Below are 23,375 nucleotides of genomic sequence, written 5' to 3'. Positions count from 1 at the left end.
TCACCGCGCCCGCGCCGGAACCGTGCGGGCCAGGAAGACGTCGTCGAGCGAGGGGCGCCCGACGCTCAGCCCCCGCACCTCGACGCCGGCCCGGTGCAGCGCGAGCACGGTGGGGGCGAGCAGCTCCTCGGCGTTGGCACAGCCGATGCGCACCTCGCCCGCGGCCGCGTGCACCCGCTGCACGCCGGGCAAAGCAGCCACCACGTCGCGGGCCCGCTCCGGATCGGGCCCGGGGTCGAGGGTGATGACGTCGGCGCCGAGCTCGCGCTTGAGGGCGGCGGGACTGTCCTCGGCGACGATGCGGCCGTGGTCGAGGATCAGGACCCGGTCGCACAGCGAGTCGGCCTCGTCGAGGTGATGGGTGCTGATCATCACGGTCGCGCCGGTGCGCTCGCGCAGCTGCCGCAGGTGCGCCCAGAGCTCGAGGCGGCTGGGCGGGTCGAGCGCGGCGGTCGGCTCGTCGAGGAACACCACCGACGGCCGGTGGACGAGGCCGATCGCGAGGTCGAGACGCCGGCGCTGGCCGCCCGAGAGCGTCGCGGACGGCCGGTCGGCGAGCCCGGCGAGGTCGAACGCGTCGATCATCTCCCGGGCGCGGGTCTCGGGCGCGGGCAGCCGATGCAGCCGCGCCTGCAGGACCAGCTCGTCGCGGGCGGTGGCGATCGGCCGGGTGCCGCCCGCCTGGGCCACGAGACCGATGACCTTGCGGACGCCACGCGCGTCCCGCAGCAGGTCGTGCCCCGCAACCGTGGCCGTGCCCCCGGTGGGTCTCTCCAGCGTGGACAGCATGCGCATCGTCGTGGTCTTGCCCGCCCCGTTGGGCCCGAGCAGCCCGACGACCTCCCCGGCCGCGACCCGGAACGACACCCCCCGCACCGCGTGCACCTCCGTCCCGAATGTCTTCGCCAGCCCCACAGCCTCGATCACGGCGCCTCCTTAGTCGTATACGAGTGCCCGTATACGAACACTATCATGGGGGCATGCCGCTGCGCGCCACCGACAATCCGCTCGTGCTGCCCCTGCTGGGCCTGCTGCTGGAGCAGCCCCGCCATCAGTACGCGGCGCTGGCCGCCCTGCGCGAGCGCTACCATCATCTGCGCGTGCGGACCTCGTCGGTCTACACGCTGGTGGGCTCGCTGCGGGAGGCCGGCTGGATCGCCCCGGAAGGCGCCGAGCCGGTCGTGTTCCGGCTCACCGAGGAGGGCGCCAAGGCCTTCCGGCAGAAGGTGGCGGCCGACCTCGCGGACACCGATCCGGCGAGCGCGGCGAGATTCGTGACTGCCCTGGCGTACGTGGGAATTCTCGATCGTGCGACCGCGAGCGCGACCCTCACGCGGCGGGTCGAGGAGCTGCGGGACCGTGCCGCCGTGCTGGAGAAGGCGGTGGGCGCCGTCGGCCTGCCGCCCGTCTTCATGATCGAGACCGAGTTCGTCGCCTCGCAGACCCGGCACGACATCGCGTGGCTCGAGAGCTTCATCACGCGCGTCGAGGACCCCGCCTACCCGTGGCCGGCCTCACCCTGAAAAGGGAGCGCCGAGGGCAGCACCCGCGCGATCCGCACGGCCGACGAGCCGCTGCCGGCCGCGGGACAGGCCGGAGCGTGCCGTCGCACGTGCCGGCCGCCACCGTCCGACAAGGGTTCGGCCGCGCGATCCGGCAGTCGTTGTCCATCGCACAGACGGTGACGAAGTGGCTCGTGCGCGGGTCCCAGACGATCCGCGACGTCCACGCGTGACTGCAGCCGGCCTCGAACGCGTCCCGAAGCCCGCCGACCAGGGCGCCGTTCGTGCCGACGACCTGCATCCGGTCGCCCTCGTGGCTTGCCGGCGACCTCGGCGGGCAGCTTCACGTCGGTCACCGTCAACCGGGTAAGCCCCCCGGCCGCCCCTCCCGCAACTCCCGCACGAGCGACGCCACCACCGCCTTCAGGCTGCCCTCACTCGCCGCCGCCACCCGCAACTGCCGCTGATAACTCGCGCCCTGACTCATGATGTCCCGCACACTGGCCAGCTCCGCGACGCAGTCCAGCGCCTCCGCCACCGGCGCCAGCCGCGGCAGCAGCTCCTCGAGATCCTTGGTGACCAGCTCCTCGTCGCCCGCGGCATCCCGGATGACGATCGCGTCCATGCCGTAGCGGGCCGTGCGCCACTTGTTCTCGCGGACGAACCACGGCTGCAGCGGCGGCACCTCACGGCCGGCGTCGAGCTCGCGGGAGAAGTGCTCGGCCAGGCACTGGGTCAGGGCGGCGAGCGCGCCGATCTCCTGCGTGGTGGGGACACCGTCGAAGGTACGCACCTCGATCGTGCCCCACTTCGGCGACGGGCGGATGTCCCAGCGCAGCTCGGTCAGCTCCTCGATCACGCCGACGTGCCGCAGATCGGCGACCAGGGACTCGTACTGATGCCAGTCGGTGACCGGCGGCGGCAGGCCGGCCGTCGGCAGCTGCTGGAACATCAGCGCGCGGTTGGAGGCGTACCCCGTGTTCTCCCCGGCCCAGAACGGGCTGGACGCGCTCAGCGCCTGGAAGTGCGGGAGGTACGTGAGCAGCCCGTCGATGATCGGGAACACCTTGCGCCGGTCCTCGACGGCGACGTGGACGTGCACGCCCCAGATCATCATCTGCCGGCCCCACCAGCGCGTCCGGTCGATGAGCGTGTCGTAGCGCGGCTTGTCCGGCGTCACCTGCTGCTGGAACCACTGACTGAACGGGTGCGTGCCGGACGACATGAGGTCGATGCCCATCGGCTCGGCGACGGCGCTCACCCGCTCGACCAGGCCGGTCAGGTCGCCGACGGCGTCGCGGACCCGGCCGTGCGGCGCGCTGACCAGCTCGACGGTGTTGGTGAGCAGCTCGTTCGTCACGTGCGGGAACGCGTCGGTGCGGCCCAGCCGGGCCAGCAGCTCCGGGGCACCGGGGGCCAGCTCACCGCTGCGCCGGTCGACGCAGGCGATCTCCCACTCGATCCCGAGCCGGGAGCGTTCCGAGACGGCGAATTCGATACCCATGAGATCACTCTACGAACTCCCGCTCCCGCGCGGGCGGTGACTTAGCCTCGGGGGATGCGGGCGATGACGTGGAACGTGTGGTGGCGCTTCGGCGACGCGTGGCGCGAGCGCGAGGCGGGCCTGGTCACAACCCTGCGGGAGGTACGTCCGGACCTGCTCGCCCTGCAGGAGACGTGGTCGGGCGAGGGCACCACGCAGGCAGACGTCCTCGCGGAACGGCTGGGCGGGCTCGCGGCGGTGTGGGCGCCCACCTCGCTGCCCCCGGCGCCCCCGGGCGGGATCGACGTCGGGATCGCGCTGCTGAGCCGCTGGCCGATCGTCGCCACAGTGGTCCACGAGCTGCCGCACCCGCAATGGCCCGGCCCGCCGCCGACCGCGCTCGAAGCCACGGTGGACGGTCCGGGCGGGCGGCTGCGGGTGATCGTGACCTGTCTGGAGTGGGAGCCGTCGTTCGCCCGCGACCACCTGCTGCAGAGCTACGCGGTCGCCGAGCTGGCCGCCGCCGGGGACGGGCCGGTGCTCGTGCTGGGCGATCTCAACGCCGCCGTGGACCAGCCGGAGCTGACGCCGCTGCTGGCGGTCCTCGACGACGCGTGGGCCCTGGGCGGCGGGGACCCGGGTGCCGTGACGCTGAGCTCGGCCGTGCCCGAGGCACCCCGGGAGGCGGGCCACCTCATCGACCGCCGGATCGACCACATCCTGGTCCGCGGCGGGCTGACGGCGCACCGGGCGTTCCTCGCCGGCGACCACCCGATCGACGGACGCCATCCCTCCGACCACTACGCCGTGGTGGCAGATGTCGGCTGGGAGTGACCTTTCAGCGCCGGCGGGCGGCGAGGCGGGCGATCGTGCCGGCGGCGACGAGCAGGGTCGCCAGGACGATCAGCCCGGCGATGTTCTGCCCGGTCTTCGCGAGCCCGGGCGAGCTCGGCCCGCCGCTTGAAGAACTGGCGACGGTCAAGTAGGCGGTCGCCACGTTGTCGATCACGTTGCCCTCGGCGCCGGCCGTGCTGATGGTCACGGTGACCGGGTGGGTGCCGGCCGGCGCCGACTGCGCGACGGCCAGGGTGAGCCACAGCTCGCTCGACGCGCCGACCGGCGCCTCCGGCCCGGCGCACCGCACCTCGCCCCGGGAACCCGTACACGTGATGTCGATAGTCCCCGACGAGGAGACGCGGATCGAGGCCCGGCGCAAGGTGACGCCCGCCGGCAGGCCGATCGCGAAGCGGACGTCCGCGGCGTTGGTCGTGCCGTTGTTGCTGTAGGGCAACCGCAGCAGTACCGTCCCGCCCGGCGCCGTGGTCGGCGGTGGATCCACGTGCTCGATGGCCAGATCCACCTCGGGCCGCGCCACCGTCAGCGCGGGCAGCGCGACGTCCAGTGCCCCGCCGCAGGTCCCGTCGAAGGTGGCCGGCAGGAAGGCCAGCGCCTCGTCGACGCATCCGCCGCGCAGCGTGGATCCCACGGCGGCGCCGCTGGCCACGGTGAACGGGATGCCGACCGTCGTGGACTCCCCCACCGCCAGGGACAGCGCGCACACCACCGTGGAGCCTTGCGTGCTGCATCTGTCCGGCAGCGACGCGCCCGGAGACGTGCCCGAAGGTGCCACCACGGACAGGGTGTAGGGATCCAGATCCGCCGGGCCTGGATTCGCTACGCTGAGGGGGAACACGGTGGTCTGCCCGGGCGCGGGGCCCCGGACGCTCGGCGGGCCGGCGGTGACGGTCACCGCCTGCTCCGCCACCGTCGTCGTGATCAGCGTGGCCGCGAAGACGAGATCGTCGAGGGTGATGCCGGTGGCCCGCCACGCCGTGCCCGCCGCCACGGTCGCCGCCACGGTCACGTCGAGGTCGAGAACGGACGTGGCACCGGCGGCCAGGGCCACGCCGGTGCACGTGACGGCGGTGTCGCCGACCGTGCAGGAGGCGTTGCCGAGCGACGCGCCGGTCACCGTGACCCCGGCGGGCAGCGAGGCCAGCGGCACGGTGAGCGTCACGCCGTCCACGTCGGACTCCGCCGCAACGGATACCTGAGCCGTGCCGGTGGATCCGGCCGTCACGACGACGGGATCCGCGGTCAGGGTGACGGTGTCCCCGAGGCCGGGCAGGGCGAACTCGCCGCCGATCGTGGCGCTGCCGCCGCACTCCCGGGTGCTTCCCGCCGTCACGCAGGCGCCGGCGACGGTCTGGCCTTCGGTGGCGGTGGGCGCCACGAGCAGCGGGAAGGCCCACTGCTGCGCTGTCGCGTCGGCGGGCACGTCCACCGTGCACGTGAGCAGGGTGTCGCTGGTGCGGGTGCAGTCGGCGATGGCCCGGCCGGACAGGGTGCCGAAGGTGGTCAGGTCCGGCGCGGCGACGGTCAGGCGCGTGTCGGCGGCGTCCGAGGGCCCGGCGTTGGTGGCCGTCACGGTCATCGTGGTCAGATCGCCGGGGGCGAGGGTGCCGGTCGGTGCGGTGACGGCATAGGTGACGGCGCTCTGCGGGCTGCCGGTGACGGCGAGCGGAAGAGTGGCCGTGGCGGTCTCGCCCTCATGAGAAAGGGAGATCCCGGCGGCGATCCACGTGACCCCGGCGGGCAGCCCGGGCGCGGCGGCGAGGACGAGCCCGAGGACGGTGTCGACGCCGGCCTCGAGGGCGAGTCCCGTACACGTGATGGCGGTGTCGCCCGACGCGCAGGTGGATCCCGCCGGTCCCGAGGCGCCGGTGACGGTCAGGCCGGTGGGCAGAGCGGCGAGCGGGACCGTGACGGTGGCTCCGGGCAGGGCGCGGCGGGCGCGGACGTGCAGGACCGAGGTCGCGTACGAGCCCGGGGTGACCGTCCCCCGCACGGCGGTGACGTCGACGTCGGCGCCGAGCGGCCCGCCCAGCTCGATGGCGGGGATCGCCCGGTCGCCACGCCCGGCGCAGGAGCCGTCCCGGTCGACGTCGACGCATCCGCCGGTCAGCGGCGTGGCCGGGTCGGCGGTGGCGGCCACCTGGAACCGGATCGGATACTCGCCGCGCCCCCCGGCCGGGAGCATGAGCGTGCAGTCCGCGCGCGCCGGCGTGGCCAGGGTGCACGGGCCGGGCGACGAGAGCAGCGTGGTGCCGGCCGGGGCGAGCACCGAGGCGGACAGCCCCCGGGCGTCGGTGGCGCTGCGGTTGACCACGGTGACGGTGATCAGTCCCGTGCCGCCGGGGCGCACCGTGCCGGGATCCGGCACGGCCACGGAGAGGGCCAGGGCGGGGGTCAGCGGGATCCCGGGCAGCGTCACGTCGCCGGGCCCGCAGACGCCGTCGCCGTCGCGGTCGACGCAGCCGCCGCCCAGGTCGGTGTCCGGGTCGGCCCCGAGCGGGATCACCACGGGCAGCGCCCAGACCAGCGGCGGCGCCCCCGCGGCCAGGTCGAAGCGGCAGGTGAGCCGGTCGGCGGCGGCGGGCGCGCAGGCGGCGGGCAGCGGGGATCCGAAGGTCGTGCCGGTGGGTGCGATCAGCCCGGTGGTGACGCCGGTGGCGTCCGACGGGCCGGCGTTGGCGACGGTCACCGTCATGGTGGCGGTCGTGCCGGGCACAGCGGGATCCGGCGGCGGCGTGATCGTGTACGTGATCCCGGTGCGCGGCGCCGCGGCGACGGCCAGCACCGCGGTCACCTGGCTGGTCGAGCCACCGAGGTCGGTGAGCGTGATCGCCGGCGCCCACGTCGTGCCCTCGGCCGCCCCGGCGGGCACCCCGACGGTGAGGCCGAGCAGGCGCTGGTCGCCGGCCACCGCCGCGAGACCGGCGCACACGATCTCGTCGCCGGTGCGGGCGCAGCCGGCCCCCGGCTCGACCGTGAATCCGGCGGGCAGGTCCGTGAGCGGGATCCGGGCGGTGAGCGCGGTCAGCGGGCGGTCGGCCGTGAGCGTCACGGCGGCGGGGCCCGACGAGCCCGGTGTCACCGTGGCCGGCTCGGTGCCGAGCCGCGCCTGGCCGCTGAACGGGATTCCCAGCCGGAACGCCGGGATCCGCTGGTCGGGCGGCACGGTGCAGGCGCCGTCGAGGTCGCTGTCGAGGCAGCCGCCGCGGATCAGCGTCCCGGGGGCCGTGGTGGGCGGCACGGCGAGCCCCACGGTGTAGGTGGTCGTGCCGACGGCGATGTCGCGCTCGCACGCGGCGAGCGTGGGCGAGATCAGGGTGCACGCGTCGGCCGTGGGCCCGGTGAGGGCCGTGAACGAGGTGCCCGTGGGCGCCACGAAGTAGCTGCGCGCGTCCTGGTACACCGACGGGCCCTCGTTGGTCACGTCGACCTGGAGCTGGCCGGTGCCGCCGGGCAGGACCGAGCCCGACGCCGGGACCTTGAACGTGACGGTGGTCGGGTGGGTGGCGGCGCCGACGGTGGCGAGGACCGTGCGGGCCACGTACACCTCGGTGCCCTGTCCCAGCGTGAGCACCGGCGCCCAGACCGCGCCGGTGGAGGTGTCCGCGGCCGCGCTGAGCTCGAAGGTCCACGGTACGGCCACCCCGGCGGGCAGGTCGGTCAGCGTGCAGGTGATCACCGTGCCGGCCACCGGGCAGGTGACGCCGTCGAAGCGGACCCGGTCGACGGTCAGCCCGGCGGGCAGCGACGCGGTGTTGACCTGCAGGAAGACGTCGTCGCGGGCCTCGCGGGCGGTGATCGTGCCGGCCACCGTGCCGGAGCCGCCGGGCGGGATGTCGACGGGCGCGCCCGTGGCCGTGAGCAGCTCGGTCAGCGGGAAGCGCAGGGTCAGGTCGGGCAGCGCGGCGTCGGCGTCGCCCCCGCAGGCCGCGTCGCCGTCGAGGTCGATGCAGCCCCCGGTGAGGGCCTCCGCCGCCGCCGCGGATCCCGGAACGGCCACCGGCAGCGCCACCGTCACCGCGTCCCCCGCCCCGAGCGTCACCGTGCACGTCAGCGTGGTGTCGGACCCGCGCGCGCAGAGCTGAGCGGTCGCCGGGGTGAGCGGGCCGAACGTGGTGCCGAAGGGCGCGCGTACGGTCACCGGGGCCGCCGCCGCGCCGGACGGCCCGGTGTTGCGCAGCTCCGCGGAGAAGACGCCGACCGTTCCCGGCAGGACGGTGTCCGCGAGCGGCGGCGTGACCGTGGCCGCCAGGGTGAACCGCGGCCCGCCGGCCCGGACCAGGACGCCGGTGCCGGTCGCGGTGGCGCCGGCCGGGTTGGTGACGGTGATGTCCCGGGCCGTCCAGGTGGTGTCCGCAGCGGTCACGGACACCGGCAGGTCGACCGTCCCCGCGCCGAGCCCGGTGCACGTGATCGCCGCCGGGGTGCGCGTGCAGCCGGCCGGGGTCCCGACGGTGATGCCGGCCGGCACGCCGGTCAGCGGGATCGTGAGAGTGAGCCCGCTCTGCGGCCGGTCGGCGGTGACGACGACCGACGCGGTGCCGCTGGTGCCGGGTGTGACCGTGGCGGGCGTGGTGGTGACGGTGACCTGGCGGTCGAAGGGCGTGGCCACGGTCAGCCCGGGCAAGGCCTCGTCGGGCGGCGTGGTGCAGCGGCCGTCGCCGTCGGTGTCCAGGCAGCCGCCGGTCAGCGTGGAGCCGGGCGTGGCCGCGGCGTCCACGCGCAGGGGCAGGTCGAGCCGCAGCGTCCCGTCGTCGGCCAGGTCGATCCGGCAGGTGACCGCCGGGGTGCAGCCGGGCGGCAGCGGGCCGTCGAAGGTGGCGCCGGCCGGGGCGACCACGCTGATCTGCGCGCCGGTCGCGTCGGAGGGGCCCCGGTTGGTGACGGTGAGGGTCAGCGTGCCCGTGGCGCCGGGCTCGACGGGATCCGGCATGGTCACGACGGTGTCCAGATCGGCCCGGGCGGCCGTGGTGCGGGCCAGCTCCCCGGCCACGGTGACCTGCCCCGGCGCGCCCTGCACGGTGATGCCGGTCGCCGGCCACGCCAGCCCCGGTGCCGCCGACGAGGCCGCGGCCACGCGCAAAGTGACGGGCTCGTTCTCGCCCGCGGTGACGTCCAGGCCGGTGCAGCGCACGTCGGCGGCGGTGACCGTGCAGCTCGCGTTGGCGGTGGCCCCGGTGACGGCGAGGCCCGGGGGCAGCGCGGCCAGGGGGACGACCACGGTCAGGCCGGTGAGGTCGTCGCGGGTGGCGGTGACGGCGACCGTGGCGACGCCGGTCGTGCCCGGCGTGACGGCCGCGGCCGTGGTCGTGACCTCGGCGCGCCGGGCGAACGGCACGGACAGCTGGATCGCGCCGATCTCCGCGTCGCCGGGCCCGCAGCCGGGGGTCCCGTCCAGGTCCACGCACCCGCCGGTGAGCGCCTCGAACGGATCCACGGCCGCGTCCACGGTCAGCGGGATCGTGAGCGCCGGCGTGGGGTCGCCGGCGGCGAGGGTGGCCGTGCAGTCCAGGACGGTGGCGGAGGCGGGGGCGGGGGCGCAGAGGTTGGCGGCGGTGCCGGTGAGCGGGCCGAAGGCGGTGCCGGCGGGGGCCCGTACGGCGAAGGCCGCGCCCGTGGCGTCCGACGGCCCGGTGTTCGTGGTCACGACGGTGAGCTCGGTGGTCTCCCCCGCGCCGACCGTGCCCGCGGCGGGTCCGGTGACCGCGGCGGTGAGCACGGATCGCGGGGCGGCGGCGGTGGCGAGCAGCCCGCCCGCGGTGGCGGTGCCGCCGGTCGCGGGGTCGGTGACGGTCAGCCCGCTCACCGTCCAGGCGGCCGGGGGCCGCACGCCGGGATCCAGGGTCACCGGCACGGCGATCGTGAGGGGCTCGCCGGGATCCAGGTCGATGCCCGTGCAGGCCGCCGGGGCGCAGCCGGGGGACGTGAACCCGGCGGGCAGGTCGCCGAGCGGCAGCGTGACGGTGAGGCCGGTCTCCGGTTGCGTCGACGTGAGAGTCAGCCGGGCGGTGCCGGTGGTGCCCGGGACGACCGTGGCGGGTTCGGTGGTGACGGCCAGGCGGCCGCTGAGCGGTGTCGCCAGGTAGAACGGCGGCAGCTCGGTGTCGGGCGGGACCGCGCAGAAGCCGTCGTCGTCGAGGTCGACGCAGCCGCCGCTGAGCTCGGATCCGGTGACCCCGGCGGCGACGCGGAACGGCAGGGCGACGGTGTCCGACGCGCCGACGGCCAGGGTGACCGGGCAGGCGGCCCGCTCGCCGGTCACCGGGCAGGGCCCGGACTCCCAGGTCACCCCGGCGGGCAGGAGCACGCCGAAGCCGGTTCCGGCGGCGTCCGAGGGGCCGCGGTTGGTGACGGTGACCGTGAGGGTGCCGCGGTCGCCCGGTTCGAGGCGACCGGCGGGCGGGGTCACGGTGGCATCCAGCGTGGCGACGGCCGGACCCGTGCGGGCGAGGACCGGATCCACGCCGGCCGAGCCGTCGGCGCCGGCGACGGTCACTCCGGTGGCGGTCCAGGTCGTGCCGGGGGCCGTGGCGGCGATGGCGGCCACGGTCAGCCGGATCGTGCCGGTCTCGCCCGCGCCCACCGAGAATCCCTCGCAGCGCACCTCGGATCCGGCGGTCACGGCGCAGTCGGGTGACGTGACGGTCAGCCCGGGCGGCAACGCGCCGAGCGGCACGACGACGGTGAGGTCGTCCAGGTCGCCGTGCGTCGCCCGGACGGCCACGGTGGCCGTACCGGTGGATCCCGGGGTGACCGTCGCGGTGGTGGAGGTGACCGCGAGTTGCTGGGCGAAGGGCACCTCGAGGTAGATCGGCCCGATCGGCACGTCGCAGCCGCCCGCCGGGTCGAAGTCGAGGCAGCCGCCGGTCAGCGGGTCGAAGGGCGGCGTGGTGGCCGCGACGGTCAGCGGCACGGTCAGCTCGGGCGTCGAGGCCCCGGCGGCCAGGGCGGCGGTGCAGCTCAGGCGGGTGGCGCTCACGGGGGTGCAGGCGGCCGGGAGCGGGCCGCCGAAGCTGGTGCCGGCCGGCGCGTCGACCGTGAAGGCGGCCGCGGGCGCGTCGGACGGGCCGGCGTTGGTGGCCACGATCCGCAGGGCCGTGGTCTCGCCGGGCTCGACGGTGTTGTCCTCCGGGCCGGTCACCGTGGCGCCGAGCCCGGTGCGGGGAGCTCCGGCGCTCGCCAGCAGGGCGTCGAGGGTGATCTGCTCGCTGCCGTCGCTCACGGTGATGCCGGTGGCGGTCCAGCTCGCCGGGGGTACGACGTCCGCGCCGACCCGCACGCGCAACGTCACGTCGCCCGTACAGGTGAGGGTGGTGGGGGTTTCGGCGCAGCCGCTGCCCGTGACGGTGAAGCCGGCGGGCAGCTGCTGCTTCGGGACGGTGACCGTCAGCTCCGGCTCGGTCTGGGTCGAGGTGAGGCGGAGGGCGGCGGTCCCCTCGGTGCCGGGCGTGATCGTGGCGGGCGTGGCCGTGACGGTCAGGCGGCTCGCGAGGGGCGTCCGGAGCTCGATGGCGGGCAAGGCGCGGTCGCCGGGATCCCCGCACGTGGTGTTGGCATCCAGGCTGACGCAGCCGCCGGTGAGCGGGACCGCCGGGTCGGCCTGCGCAGGCACGGCGACCGCGAAGCTCAGCGTCCGCGTGGCGTCCGCGGCCAGGTCGAGCGCGCAGCGCGCGGTGGTGGGTGACAGCGACTCGCAGGGCGGCGGCAGGGCGCCGAGGGTGGTGCCGGCCGGGGCCACGACGACGACGGGCTGCCCGCGCGCGTCGGAGGGACCCTGGTTGCGCACGTCGACGGTCACGGTGGCGGTCTGGCCCGGCCGGACCGTACGCGCCGCCGGCCCGCTCGCCGTCGCGGTGAACGTGACCTGCGGGTCGGGCGTGACCAGTGTGCCGCTCGCTGTGCCCGTGGAGTCGCCGCTCGTGGCCGTGACCTCGGGCGCCCACGGTGTCGTGACGTCCGGGGCGAGGGTGACCGGCACGGTGACGGTCACGGCGCCCATGGCCGGGACGGTGACGCCGGTGCAGCGGATCCCGTCCGTGGTCGTGCAGGATCCACCGCCGCTCGTGGTGACCGTTCCGACGGTGTAGCCCGCCGGAGGCGCGGCCACGGTGATCGTCGTCCCGGTCGCGGGGATGATCCCGAGGTTGGCGACACGGATCCCGGCCGGGGCGGCCGGCCCGCCCGGCACGGCGGTGACCGGGGCGAGGCTGACGCCGCGGTCCAGGTTGACGTCGGGGTCGCTGACCGTCAGCAGGCGCCCCTGACCACTGATCGGGGTGCCGTTGAGCGTGGCGCTCAGCCCGGCGAGATCCCAGGTGGTGCCCGGCGGCGTGGTGGTCGTGGCGGCGATCCGGATGCTCACGGCCGTGGATCCGGCGCCGGGGACGGTCACGTTCGCGCAGGTGATGTCGGTGGCGGTCACCGTGCACGGCGTGCCGGCCGCGGAGGCGGAGGTGACGGACACGCCGGCGGGCCGGTTCCCGATCGGGATCCGGACGTCGGCGGTCGCGTCGGAGGGACCCTGGTTGGCGACGGTCACGGTGGTAGTCGCGGTCTTGCCCGCGGCCAGGTTCACCGGGGCCGGGGTGAGCGATCCGCCCGTACTGACCGGGGGCAGGGCCGTGGCCAGGGTGCCGGCGCCGCTGGTGGTGAGCTTGGTCCCGGTGACCTCGGCGATCGGGGTGCTGGTGGCGGTGATCGAGCCCGGGTCCGGCGCCCACGCGGCCGCGCCCGCCGCGCCGGGGGCCAGGCTCACCGGCAGGGACACCGTGGCGGAGCCGCCGCCCGGCACGGTGACACCGGTGCAGGTCACGTACGTGCTGCTCTTGGTGCAGGTCCCGCCGCCCGTCACGGTCGGGGGGCCGGCCGTCCAGCCGGCCGGAGGCGCGGGGACGCGAATGACCGTGTTCGGGGCGGCGATGTCCCCGGGATTGGCGACCGTGACCGTGGGCGTGCCGGAGGTGCCGGGGACGACGCCGGTGGGCGCGGTGGTGACGGCGCCGAGCTTGACGATGCCCGAGCAGGTGGCCTCGGCCAGGACGACCGAGCCGCTCGCCACGATGCTGAGCCCGCTGAGCAGGTCGAGGTCGAGCCCGCGGACCACGTAGTCGAGGCGGCCGGTCGCGGGGTCGTACGTGGCGGTGCGCTTGTCGAGGGTCGCGGTGAGCACGCCGGGCACGCCCAGCGAGAGGCCGATGCTGGGGTTGATCGTCTGCCCGAGCAGCGTGATGTTGGCGACGTCGACGTCGGTGGTGATGGCCGTGTCGGTCATCTCGCACGTGGCGGCGATCGCGTCGAGGCCGAGCGTGGTGCCGAGCAGGGTGAGCCCGGCGGTGTGGGCCTCGGCCCGGCCGCCCCCGTCGACCGGCCGGGCCGAGGTCGTCGTGGCGCCCACGGTGAGGATGCCCGCCACGTCGAGTGACAGCGTGCTCTGCGCGCTGGGCGGGGCGCCGGTGGTCCACGTGGACTGCTGCTCGGGCAGGTTGAGGCTGATCGGCAGCAGCCCGCCGAGCAGCCCGATGTAGATGCGCGCCCCGGACGCCGTCGTGGTGATCGTGCTGGCGGCCGCGAGCGCGGGCCGCGGCGGCGCGGCGAGGAGCACCAGCGCAACGGTCAGGAGGGCGACAGCGAACTGCCGGGCCCCGGGGGAGGCACGCACAGGCCGACACTAAGCACGGCCGAGCGAGGATATTTCGCTTTTGTGAAGGTTGGCCCTATCGGTCCCGGGGATGCAGGCGGCCGTGGAACGGGCAGGCGGGCAGGCCGGCCCGGGTCGCCTCCTCGCGGATCCGGCGCAGGGCGCGCCGCAGCAGCAGGTCGCCCCCGTCGGGCGGGCCGTCGAGCCGCATGGCCTCGGCCCGGGCGGCGCGGTCGCCGTCCGGCCCGGAATCGTCCGGAAGCCTCATCCTGCACGTCCCATCGCCGGTCTCCCCCGTCATACGGATCGTCCGGCCCGCACGGTTCAACGGGTCCCGACGACGCGGCCGCCGCGGATGTGACAGCCTCCGGCATCGATCTTCGTGAGCATCGGCACGCACCCGGGCGGGACTGGGCGTACCGGCGGAAACGTTGTTCCTGGTGAGAGATCAGGAGCGTGGACAATGTCGGAGAACAGGCATCGTGTGGTCATCGTCGGGGCGGGCTTCGGCGGTCTGTACGCCGCCCGGGCCCTGCGCAAGGCGCCGGTCGACGTCACCGTGATCAACGGGACGAACCACCACGTGTTCGAGCCGCTGATCTACCAGGTCGCCGCCGGGGTGCTCAGCCCGGGCGAGGTCGCCACCCCCGTCCGGTACGCCCTCCGCCGGCAACGCAACGCCGAGGTGCGCCTGGGCTGGGTCACCGGGGTCGACACCACGGCCCGGACGGTGACGGCGGCGGTCCCGGGCGGCGGGAGCTACCAGGTGCGATACGACACGCTGATTGTGGCCGCCGGGGCCACCGGCTCGTACTTCGGCCACGACGGCTACGCCGCGCACGCCCCCGGCCTGAAGAGCATCGGCGACGCCCTCGACATCCGGGCGCGCGTCTTCGGGGCCTTCGAGCGGGCCGAGCTCGACCCCGGGGCCGGGGCACCGGCCTTCGTCGTCGTGGGCGCCGGCCCGACCGGCGTCGAGCTGGCCGGTCAGATCGCCGAGATCAGCCGCCGGGCGCTGCGCGGCCAGTTCCGCCACTTCGACCCGGCCGACGCCCGGGTGATCCTGCTCGACGCCGCCGACCGGGTGCTGCCGACCTTCGCCCCGGCGACGTCGGCCAAGGCCGCCCGGCGGCTGCGCAAGCTCGGCGTGGACGTCCGCCTGGACACCCGGGTCGTCGACCTGGACGCGACCGGCGTCAAGGTGGATACGACCGCCGGCGCCGAGCACATCGACGCGACGACCAAGATCTGGGCCGCGGGCGTCGCCGGCACCAGCCTGGCCCGCCGGCTGGCCGAGGACACCGGCGCCCCGACCGATCGGGCCGGGCGCATCCTGGTGGATCCCGACCTGACCGTCCCGGGACACCCGGAGATCTTCGTCCTCGGCGAGGCCATGAGCCGCGACGGGCTGCCGGGCGTCGCCCAGGTGGCCATGCAGGGCGGCACGTACGCGGGCCGCACCATCACCCGCCGCCTGACCGGCCGGCCGAACGGCAAACCCTTCCACTACTTCGACAAGGGCAACATGGCCGCGGTGTCGCGCTACTTCGCCGTGGCCGACATCGGCCCGCTGCACCTCGGTGGCTTCGTCGGCTGGCTGGCCTGGCTCGGCGTCCACCTGTTCTACCTGCGGGGCCGGCGCAACAAGGCCACCGTCGCTTTCCGTCAGCTCGTCAGCTTCGTCGGCCGCGACCGCTCGGAGAGCGCGGTGTAGGGGTGGTGCTGGCGCTACTTCGGATCCGGCAGGTGGCCGTATCGATCCGGCGCACCGGGTCGCCGAGGCTGAAAAGGTCCGCATCGGTCGACCCGAGGAGCCGTCGTGAACCTGTCCGCCACACTCGCCGCCGTTGTCCTGCTGGGCGGAGCGCCCACCGCCGCGTCGGCGGGACCGCCTGATCCCGTACGACAAGAGCTGCACCAGCTCGTCACCGCCGACGGCTTCCCGGCCGCGCTCGCCGCGGTCGAGAGCCGGAGCGGGCGCACGCGGAACCTGGCCGCCGGGGTAGCGGACACCGCCACCGGCCGCCCGGCCCCGGTCGACGGGCAGGTGCGCATCGGCAGCAACACCAAGCCGTTCGTCGCCGTGGTGGTGCTGCAGCTGGTCGCCGAGGGCAAGGTCGCCCTGGACGAGCCGGTCGAGACCTATCTGCCCGGACTCGTGCGCGGCGACGGGATCGACGGGCGGCGGATCACCGTACGGCAGCTGCTGCAGCACCAGAGCGGCCTGCCCAACTACACGGAGTTCCTGCCGCTCGACGACCCGGCGCTGCTGCACACCTATTTCGAGCCGCGCGAGCTGCTCGATCTGGCGCTGGCGCATCCGGCCGACTTCGCGCCGGGCACCCAGTGGGCGTACAGCAACACCAACTACGTCGTCGCGGGCCTGCTGGTGCAGAAGGTGACCGGACGGCCGCTCGCCGAGCAGATCACCACGCGGATCGTCGGCAAGCTGGGGCTGCGGCACACGTACTTCCCGCCGGTCGGTGAGCAGCGCATCCGGGAGCGGCACCCGCACGGCTACCAGGGGACGGCCGACGTCTCGGACCTCGACCCGTCGTGGGGCTGGGCGGCCGGCCAGATGGTCGCCACGCCGTCGGATCTCAACGCGTTCTTCGGCGCGTTGCTCGACGGCAAGCTGCTGCCGCCCGCGCAGCTGGCCGAGATGAAGCGTACGGTCCCGGCCGCGATGTGGCCCGGCGCCCGCTACGGCCTGGGCCTGGTCAGCACGCCGCTGAGCTGCGGCGGCCTGGCGTGGGGCCACGGCGGCGACATCCCGGGGTACGAGACCCGCAACGCCGCGACCGAGGACGGCCGGGCGGCCACCGTGGCCGTGACCATGGTGCCGGAGTCCGAGGAGGCCGAGGCCCACGTCCGCCGGGCCGTGGACACAGCCTTGTGCGGTTAGGGCACGATCACCGTCGTCCCGGCCGGGAACGGTCCGGCCAGGGCGGCGGGCGCCTCGTCCAGGCCGATCCGGCGGGTGACGAGCTCGGCGGGCCGCAACAGGCCGCGTTCGACCAGGCCCAGCATCCGCTCGTACGCGTGAGCGGGCATCCCGTGGCTGCCCACGATCTCCAGCTCGAAGGCGATCACGAGCTCCATCGGCACGGCCGGGCGCCCCTGGGCGGCGGGGAGCAGCCCGACCTGCACGTGGCGGCCCCGGCGGCGCAGTGACTCGATCGACCCGGTCATCGTGGCGGCGCTGCCCAGCGCGTCCAGCGAGACGTGGGCGCCCCCGCCGGTCACCTCCCGGACGACGGACGGCACGTCGACGGTCGTGGCGTCCACGGTCACCTCGGCGCCGAACCGTTTCGCCAGCTCCAGCGCCTCCGGGGCGACGTCCACGGCGACCACCCGGGCCCCGGCGGCAGCGCCGATCATCACCGCCGACAAGCCGACGCCGCCGCAACCGTGGACGGCCAGCCAGTCGCCGGGCCGCACGCGCCCCTGGTCGGCCACGGCCCGGAACGCCGTCGCGAACCGGCAGCCCAGACCGGCCGCCGCGACGAAATCGAGGGCGGCCGGGAGGCGTACCAGATTGGTGTCGGCGTGCCGGACGACCACCCGGTCGGCGAAGGATCCCCAGTGCGTGAAGCCTGGCTGCTCCTGCCGGTGGCAGACCTGCTGGTCGCCGGCGAGGCAGGCCGGGCAGGTGCCGCAGGCGCACACGAACGGCGTGGTGACGCGGTCCCCGGCCTGCCAGCGCGTCACGCCGGCACCGACCGCCGTGACAACCCCGGCGAGCTCGTGCCCCGGGACATGCGGCAGGCGGATGTCGGGGTCGTGGCCCTGCCAGCCGTGCCAGTCGCTGCGGCACAGGCCGGTCGCGCGGACCTCGACGACCACCCCACCGGCGGGCGGCTCGGGCTCGGGCACCTCGGCCAGGCGGACCGGCCCGCCGAAACTGTCGAAGATCACTGCTCGCATATCGCTTCCCCCCTGCGCCTGTCATTCATTACTGTCGATCCCCATGAAGCGGGCGCTGCTAGCTGTCCTGATTCTCCTGGCCGGCTGCGGATCCAGCGGCGGCGACGACGCGACCCTGGACACAATCGTCTACCTCACCGGCGTGGGCGTGCAGGGCCGGGAGGCCTACGTCCAGGTCGCCATCGACCAGGGCTGGTTCCGCGAGGCCGGCTTCGACGTCGAGATCCGGCCCGGCAACGGTACGGGTCAGAACCTCCAGCTGCTCCAGGGCGGGCGGGCCGACTTCGCCGCCGTGGACGTGGCGGCCGCGCTCATCGAGTACGGCAAGGGCACCTTCACCGACTTCCGCATCGTCAGCGCCGTGCACCAGAAGACGCTCGCCTGCCTCATGGCGCTCGACGGCAGCGGCATCACGAAGCCCGCCGACCTCAAGGGCAAGCGCGTCGCCTACATCCCCGGCGGTGTGGTCCGCGTGCTCTACGAACCGTATGCCGAACTCGCCGGCGCGGATCCGAACGGCGTCCGATGGGTCACCATGCCCGCCCAGCAGATGGCGCAGGGCCTCGCCGCGGGCAGCATCGACGCCGCCACCCAGTTCGTCGTGGGCCGGCCCGGGGTCGAGGCCGCGGCGAAGGGCCGCTCCGCGGTGGTCCTGCCCTACGCCGACATCCTGCCCGACCTGTACGGCAACGGCCTCGCCGTCACCCGGAAAGCCACCGAGGATCCCGAGCGCATCCGCCGCTTCACCGCCGTGATGCTGCGTGGCCTCGAGTACGCCGTCGACCACCCCGCCGAGGCCGGCGCCACGCTCGCCAAGCACCAGAGCACCCAGCCCGCCGCCGTCGCCGCGAAGGAACTCGAGCTCATGCGCCCGTACGTCCGCCCGCTCGGCTCCTTCGACCAGGCGAAAGTGGACCGGGGCGTCGCCGTCATGCAGTCGGCCGGAGCCGTGCCCGCCGGATTCGACGCCGGGCAGGTCATCGCGTACGACCTCGCCCCCAAGGGATGATCCGCCTGGCCGGCGGCGCGGCCCTGATCCTGGCCTGGTGGCTCACCGTCGTGGCGCTGCGCATCGAGTCCTACCTGGTGCCGGCGCCCCCGGCCGTCGTCGGCGCCTTCCGCCGCCACCCCGGCGACCTGCTGTCCGCCGCCGGGGTCACGCTGTGGGAAACGGTGCAGGGCTTCGCCCTCGCCGCGGCGGCCGGCATCCTGCTGGGCACCGCGCTCGCCGCCTCCGACTGGGTGGCCCGCGCGATGTATCCAGCCCTAGTGGCTCTGAATGCCGTACCCAAGCTGGCCTTCGCCCCGTTGCTGCTGGTCTGGCTGGGCTTCGGCGCGGGCCCCAAGGTCGTCCTGGCCGCCCTCATGGCCTTCTTCCCGATCGTGCTGGCCACCGCCACCGGCCTCGGCACCACCCCCGCCGACCTGGTCGAGCTGGCCCGCTCCCTCACCGCCTCGCGGCTGCAGACCTTCTGGCGCGTACGCGGCCCGGCCGCCCTCCCCCACATCTTCGTCGGCCTGAAGACGGCCATGCCCCTGGCCGTGATCGGCGCCCTGGTCGGCGAACTCTTCGGCGCCACGGCCGGCCTGGGCTTCCTCATCCAGAACGCGGGCGCCGACACGGCCCTCGCCTTCGCCGCCATCACCTTGCTGGCGGCCCTGAGCATCGCCCTCTTCTCCCTCCTGGTCGCCATCGAACACCGCCTCGCCCCCTGGGTCCGCCACACCACCGCGTGACGTCCCCGGTGTCGGATATCAGCGTCCAACACATTGATCTGCAACGCTATGGCTGGATGAGGTCATGCAGCCGATGTGGGCAGCCCTCGCCGCGGTTGGTTCGGTGACTCTCACGATCCTGGTCGTCGCAGTGTTCGTCAGGATCAGACATCGCAAGGATCCACAGGCCGGCACGACGCTGCCCGGGGTCGTCATCGCGCTCCTGACTCTCGGCTCGTCGACCTTCATCAGCCTGCTGGCGCTGAAGCCGGACGAGCGGACACCCCCGCCCGCGCCCGCCGTCGTCGGCCAGGGGAAGTTCGACATCCGCGCCGGCGGCAACGCGTGCATCGACACGTCCAGCACTTCCTTCGCCATGGTCGGATGCAACAACAAGCCCGCACAGGCGTTCACCATGATCGCCGCCGGTGGACCCGCTCAGGCCAAGGTGCGACTCGAGGGCACGAACAGCTGCATGGCGGCTCTGACGGCGGACACCGTCGGTTCGATCTCGTGCGACGACGCCCACGCCTGGCACTTCGACAACCTCAGCTCCGCGCAGCCGGGCTTCACGCCCTGGAAGCTCCGATATGACGGCCCGCCCGCCGGACGCTGCCTCGCTGTGCGGCGCGATGAGACCGGTCCGATCATGGCGGAATGCTCGGATGACCCGGACACGGTGTTTCACACCCAACAGTGGTGGATCCGCTTCTCATGAGGCGACGACTCACGAGATGCCGTCCGAGTCGAGTTCCCACCCAGGCCGACCGGCATCCTCCGACAGCCGATCGGCACCCCCGACGGCCGATCGGCGCCCCCGACGGCCGGTCAGCACCCCCGACGACTGGTCGACACCCCGGACGGCCGGTCGGCGCTCCCGACGGCCGGTCGACACCCCGGACGGCCGATCGGCGCTCCCGACGGCCGGTCAGCATCCCGGACGGCCGGCATCTCACGACGGCAACCGCACGAAAGCATCGACGAACGCCGTACCGCCGAAGGACCCCCGCAGGGTAGTCTGAGGGCTCGCCAGGTCTGCAGAAGGCCGGTCAGCGATGGACGATCAGCAGCAGCGAGCCCTGCGAGACATCGAACACGACCTCACCCGCGCCGATCCCGCGTTCGCCGCCCGGATGCGCGGCCCGCGCCCCTTCCCCACGCTGTCCATCCTCTGCGCCCTCACCTACATCGTGGTCCCCGTCGAAGCAGTCCTCTTCGGCACCCGCGCCGCCGTCGTCACCCTGGCCCTGGTCTCCAACATCATCGTCATCATCCTGGTCCACCGCCACCGCCACCGCCCGTAACACCGCAGCCACCGCCGCCCACCGCACGACGCCCCACCACGCCACCCGCGACACGACGCCCCACCACGTCTCACCGCGCAAGCGCCACCGCCCACCGCACCGCACCTCAAAAGCGCGGCCACCCACCGCACCGCGCCTCAGCGGGGAATGGCCCCGTCCACGGGCAGAATCGGGGCGTCGACCTCGACAGTCTCCGGATACTTGAGGCCCGTACCCGTGTTGAGCACCACCACCCGCTCCCCCGCGCCGATCCACCCGGCCGACCGCAAGTCGCGCGCCGCCGCCAGGCAGGCCGCTCCCTCCGGGCAGATGAAGGTCCCCTCGTCCGCGGCCACCCGCCGCTGCTCGGCCAGCAGATCCGCGTCACTGACCGCGACCGCCGTGCCGGCCGTCTCCCGCACCGCCCGCAACACCAGGAAGTCGCCGAGCGCCTTCGGCACCGTGATCCCGAAGGCCACCGTCCGCGCGTCCGGGAACGGCTCGCTCACGTCGGCCCCCTCCTGGAACGCCTTCACGATCGGCGCACACCCCTCCGCCTGCACGGCGACCAGCCGCGGCAACCGGTTGCCGATCCAGCCGAGCTCCCGCAGCTCCAGCAGCGCCTTCCAGATCCCGATCAGCCCGACGCCACCGCCGGCCGGATAGAGGATGACGTCCGGCACCTCCCACCCGAGCTGCTCGGCGATCTCGTAGCCCATCGTCTTCTTGCCCTCGAGCCGATAGGGCTCCTTGAGCGTCGACACCTCCTGCCAGCCCGGCCGCTCCCGCACGGCCGCCGCGACCAGCCGCCCAGCGTCCCCGATCAGCCCGTCCACCAGAAAGAGCTCGCCGCCCGCGACAGCCACCTCCTTGCGGGTGATCTCCGGCGCCCCGACCGGCATCGCGATCAAACTCGGCAGCCCCGCCCGCGCCGCATAGAGCGCCCAGGCCGCCCCCGCGTTCCCGTTCGTCGGCATGGCCACCCCCTGCACGCCCAGTTCTTTGGCACGCGACACCCCCACCGCGGCCCCGCGCGCCTTGAACGTGCCGGTCGGCACCAGCCCCTCGTCCTTCAGAAGCAGCTGAGGTACGCCGATCCGAGCCCCGTAACGCGGCAATGGCACCAATGGCGTCATGACCTCTCCGAGCGAGACGACACTCTCCGGCGACCCCACGGGCAGCATCTCGTGGTAGCGCCACATCGACGCCGGACGCCCCGCCAGCGCCTCCTTGCTGAACGTCTTCGCCGCCAGCTCCACGTCGTACCGAGCAAGCAACGGCACCCCCGCAGCACTCACCCCCTGCACCACACCGGCGTCGTAGGGCTCACCGGTCCGCGAGCACTCCAGATGACTGAGAGCCGAGTACGTCATGATCACCACCCTACGTCTCCAACAAGCCGCACAGAACCGCCGCAGTCGGGCAAAGGCGCCCTCGCCCTGCCGATCCGCGGGGCCACCTCCAGGGGCACCCCGACTGCATCTGCGCTTTCATCGGCACGTGCCGACTCGCGCATCACGTTAGCCCCCCATCATCGGCTTTGGCAAAACGTCATGTTTGCTTTCATCAACCATTCTTCGGCGACAGCGTGACGGCCGTTACTTTTTCTTTTTTGGCACACCGGATCGTCAATTTGATGCGACATCGCGGGCCACCCGGGAGCACAATCTTCGGCATGGGACAGCTGGCACTATTCAGCCGGGCGCAGCTGGCCGGGATGCGCGATCGCACCCGGTCGCCACGCCGGTGCCCGCTGCACGAGCAGTTCCGGCGCGAGCACCAGGAGCGGCGCGACTGGGGCAAGTTCCGGCTGCACACCCGCCGGCAGGCCGAGCAGCGCGCTCGCCGCGAGGGTTACTGGGCGCCCGGCGCGAGCGGCCCCGGCGGAGTGCTCCCCGCCCCACCGACGCGCCCCCGGCCCCGGCCGCTCCCCGCACCGTGGCCCACCACGCCGCCCACCTCACCCGCGTCGTCACCCGTCCCAGCCGCGCCGCAGCCCGCCACGCCGCGCATCCCAGCCACACCGCAGCCCGCCGCAATCGCACGACCATGCCCCTCTCCTACACGCCGTGCGTCGACGGATTTTCCACCACGCCACCAGCGCCACACCAGTGATCACTTCAACCTCACTACCGGCGCCACGCCCTCGGTCGATTCGCTCTCACCCGCCGGTCGCCCCTTCTTGCCGTCGGCCGCCACCGCACGAGAGCCGTCGGCCGCTACCGCACGAGGGCCGTCGACCGTTACCGCGCGAAGGCCGTCGGCCGCCGCACGAAGGCCGTCGGAAAGCTGGCCGCCGCGGACGCTTCTCCTCCCGTTCGCGGGCAGACCGGAACGCGGTGCCGCGCCTCGGTCAGCCCGGATCGTCACCGCGGACCGTCGAGCGGGCCGGATCGCGCTGCGCACCATCGGTGCGGATAGGCCAGGACATGCTGGCGCGCAATCGGCCCACTGCGTCGACGACAATCGACGACCGGACATTCCGCAGGGCTGGCCGGGAAGACGACGCCAGTTCTTTCAGTTGCGCGGCTCCGGACTTGCACTTCCGGCGACTTCACACGGGAGGCGGCCACCTCAAGCATTGACAGCCTTACACTACAAATTGTCAACCGGTAAGGACGGCGGGGTAAACCGTCGGATGTCATGCGAGCGTGTTGATAGGCCACAGGGTCTGCGACGAAATGGTTGCGTTCAGGGCTGCGCATGGCACTGCTCATTGCCGCCTGCGGCGTTGGCATTGTCGCGCGGTTGCCACACCATTACGCACACCGGCCGGGCCGTGGACGGCGAGAGCCAGGGCAACTCGACGGCTCGGTGGCCAGGTCGAGGTCCGTCCCACGATCACGGGGTGACGGGTGTGGCGCACCGGGGACGGCGAAAGTGCGGTGGGTTGACAACCTTCGCCAGCCGCTCTCGCCCCGCCGTGACCGCCTCCGCCACTGGCGAGGTGACAAACCCCGCCGCCCGCTCGC

Annotated in this window: 14 protein-coding genes; 8 read left to right on the top strand and 6 right to left on the bottom strand. The window is 74.1% G+C overall.

The window, feature by feature from the left end; translation table 11 throughout:
- Positions 1-927 carry an ABC transporter ATP-binding protein gene (locus RAN62_RS40140; protein WP_305790140.1) on the bottom strand — a complete coding sequence of 309 codons (927 nt, stop codon included), beginning with the start codon at positions 925-927 and terminating at the stop codon, positions 1-3.
- A gap of 53 nt (positions 928-980) precedes the next feature.
- On the opposite strand from RAN62_RS40140, the gene RAN62_RS40135 reads away from it, so the two are divergent.
- Positions 981-1,523: a PadR family transcriptional regulator gene (locus RAN62_RS40135; RefSeq protein WP_305790139.1), complete on the top strand. Its 543-nt coding sequence runs from the start codon at positions 981-983 to the stop codon at positions 1,521-1,523.
- Between the two features lie 337 nt (positions 1,524-1,860).
- On the opposite strand, the gene RAN62_RS40130 is transcribed toward RAN62_RS40135, so the two are convergent.
- A complete protein-coding gene (locus tag RAN62_RS40130) occupies positions 1,861-3,006 on the bottom strand; it encodes a glutamate--cysteine ligase (RefSeq protein ID WP_305790138.1) in 1,146 nt (381 codons plus the stop codon).
- A gap of 54 nt (positions 3,007-3,060) precedes the next feature.
- On the opposite strand from RAN62_RS40130, the gene RAN62_RS40125 reads away from it, so the two are divergent.
- Positions 3,061-3,819 carry an endonuclease/exonuclease/phosphatase family protein gene (locus RAN62_RS40125; protein ID WP_305790137.1) on the top strand — a complete coding sequence of 253 codons (759 nt, stop codon included), beginning with the start codon at positions 3,061-3,063 and terminating at the stop codon, positions 3,817-3,819.
- 4 nt (positions 3,820-3,823) lie between these two features.
- On the opposite strand, the gene RAN62_RS40120 is transcribed toward RAN62_RS40125, so the two are convergent.
- Together RAN62_RS40120 and RAN62_RS40115 are read right to left on the bottom strand one after the other, a co-directional pair.
- A complete protein-coding gene (locus RAN62_RS40120; RefSeq protein WP_305790136.1) occupies positions 3,824-13,498 on the bottom strand; it encodes a hypothetical protein in 9,675 nt (3,224 codons plus the stop codon).
- Between the two features lie 55 nt (positions 13,499-13,553).
- Entirely contained in the window at positions 13,554-13,745 is a 192-nt protein-coding gene (locus RAN62_RS40115; protein ID WP_305790135.1) for a hypothetical protein, read from the bottom strand.
- A 195-nt stretch (positions 13,746-13,940) separates the two neighbouring features.
- On the opposite strand from RAN62_RS40115, the gene RAN62_RS40110 reads away from it, so the two are divergent.
- Together RAN62_RS40110 and RAN62_RS40105 are read left to right on the top strand one after the other, a co-directional pair.
- Positions 13,941-15,191 (top strand): NAD(P)/FAD-dependent oxidoreductase, encoded by a 1,251-nt coding sequence (locus RAN62_RS40110; protein ID WP_305790134.1) that lies wholly within the window; start codon positions 13,941-13,943, stop codon positions 15,189-15,191.
- Between the two features lie 105 nt (positions 15,192-15,296).
- A complete protein-coding gene (locus RAN62_RS40105; protein WP_438874607.1) occupies positions 15,297-16,382 on the top strand; it encodes a serine hydrolase domain-containing protein in 1,086 nt (361 codons plus the stop codon).
- On the opposite strand, the gene RAN62_RS40100 is transcribed toward RAN62_RS40105, so the two are convergent.
- Positions 16,379-17,404: a zinc-dependent alcohol dehydrogenase family protein gene (locus tag RAN62_RS40100; RefSeq protein WP_305790133.1), complete on the bottom strand. Its 1,026-nt coding sequence runs from the start codon at positions 17,402-17,404 to the stop codon at positions 16,379-16,381. The two genes, RAN62_RS40105 and RAN62_RS40100, sit on opposite strands and share 4 nt — an antisense overlap.
- Positions 17,405-17,447: 43 nt before the next feature.
- On the opposite strand from RAN62_RS40100, the gene RAN62_RS40095 reads away from it, so the two are divergent.
- From RAN62_RS40095 to RAN62_RS40080, 4 genes are all read left to right on the top strand, one after another.
- Positions 17,448-18,413, top strand: coding sequence for an ABC transporter substrate-binding protein (locus tag RAN62_RS40095; protein WP_305790132.1), 966 nt, complete (start codon positions 17,448-17,450; stop codon positions 18,411-18,413).
- Positions 18,410-19,141 carry an ABC transporter permease gene (locus RAN62_RS40090; RefSeq protein ID WP_305790131.1) on the top strand — a complete coding sequence of 244 codons (732 nt, stop codon included), beginning with the start codon at positions 18,410-18,412 and terminating at the stop codon, positions 19,139-19,141. Before RAN62_RS40095 ends, RAN62_RS40090 begins: the two co-directional genes overlap by 4 nt.
- A 103-nt stretch (positions 19,142-19,244) precedes the next feature.
- Entirely contained in the window at positions 19,245-19,838 is a 594-nt protein-coding gene (locus tag RAN62_RS40085) for a hypothetical protein (RefSeq protein ID WP_305790130.1), read from the top strand.
- Positions 19,839-20,175: 337 nt separating this feature from the next.
- A complete protein-coding gene (locus RAN62_RS40080; protein ID WP_305790129.1) occupies positions 20,176-20,424 on the top strand; it encodes a DUF3040 domain-containing protein in 249 nt (82 codons plus the stop codon).
- Positions 20,425-20,561: 137 nt separating this feature from the next.
- On the opposite strand, the gene RAN62_RS40075 is transcribed toward RAN62_RS40080, so the two are convergent.
- Positions 20,562-21,776: a threonine synthase gene (locus RAN62_RS40075; protein ID WP_305790128.1), complete on the bottom strand. Its 1,215-nt coding sequence runs from the start codon at positions 21,774-21,776 to the stop codon at positions 20,562-20,564.
- Between the last annotated feature and the right edge of the window lie 1,599 nt (positions 21,777-23,375).

Source organism: Symbioplanes lichenis, from assembly GCF_030709675.1.
In the GTDB taxonomy this organism is placed as follows: Bacteria; Actinomycetota; Actinomycetes; order Mycobacteriales; family Micromonosporaceae; genus Actinoplanes; species Actinoplanes lichenis.
This window is presented reverse-complemented; position numbering and strand designations above follow the sequence as displayed.